Here is a 568-nt window from a genome sequence, read left to right on the forward strand (position 1 = left end):
GGTCACGTCGGCAACCTTCCGACCACGTGGAACGGCAGGACACGCTGCGGGCGGGGACGCCCGCGGACCGGGTCATGGGCACTGGAAGTCGGCCTGAGCAGGCCGGGTTTTCCCGGCGGGGGCAAGCCGGGCCGAGCGACGGCACCACGATTTCAACTTTGAAGCTCACGGCGAACCGGTTTCCGCTGCCGCAGGTCTCGCGGTGGAGAAATTTTGCACCGTCTCGACCAGGCTCTCGATACATTCGAGCTTCGCCGTGGGCGGCACGCCGTGGCCGAGGTTGAAGATGTGGCCGGGCCGGTCGCGCATGGCTTCCAGGATGCGTCTGGTCTCGCGTGCCACGACCGGCGCGGAAGTCGTCAACAAGCACGGGTCGAGGTTGCCCTGCACCGCCACGCGGGCGGGCAATTGCCGCGCCACCGCCGCCAGGCTCACGGTCCAGTCCACGCCCAAAACCTGCGCGCCGGTGTCCGCCAGGGAGTCCCAGACCTCGTGAGCGCCGCGGGCGAACAGGATCACCGGCACCCTGCCGCGGAGCGCGGCGATGATCCTCGTGACGGGCCGCAGG

1 protein-coding gene is annotated in these 568 nt (G+C 69.7%); it reads right to left on the reverse strand.

From position 1 onward, the window contains the following. Positions 1 to 165: 165 nt before the first annotated feature. Positions 166 to 568 (reverse strand): hypothetical protein (locus tag NZU74_20715; protein ID MCS6883747.1); only part of this gene is annotated, 403 nt, incomplete at its 5' end.

The sequence above is a fragment of the Chloroflexaceae bacterium genome (assembly GCA_025057155.1).
Taxonomy (GTDB): domain Bacteria; phylum Chloroflexota; class Chloroflexia; order Chloroflexales; family Chloroflexaceae; genus JACAEO01.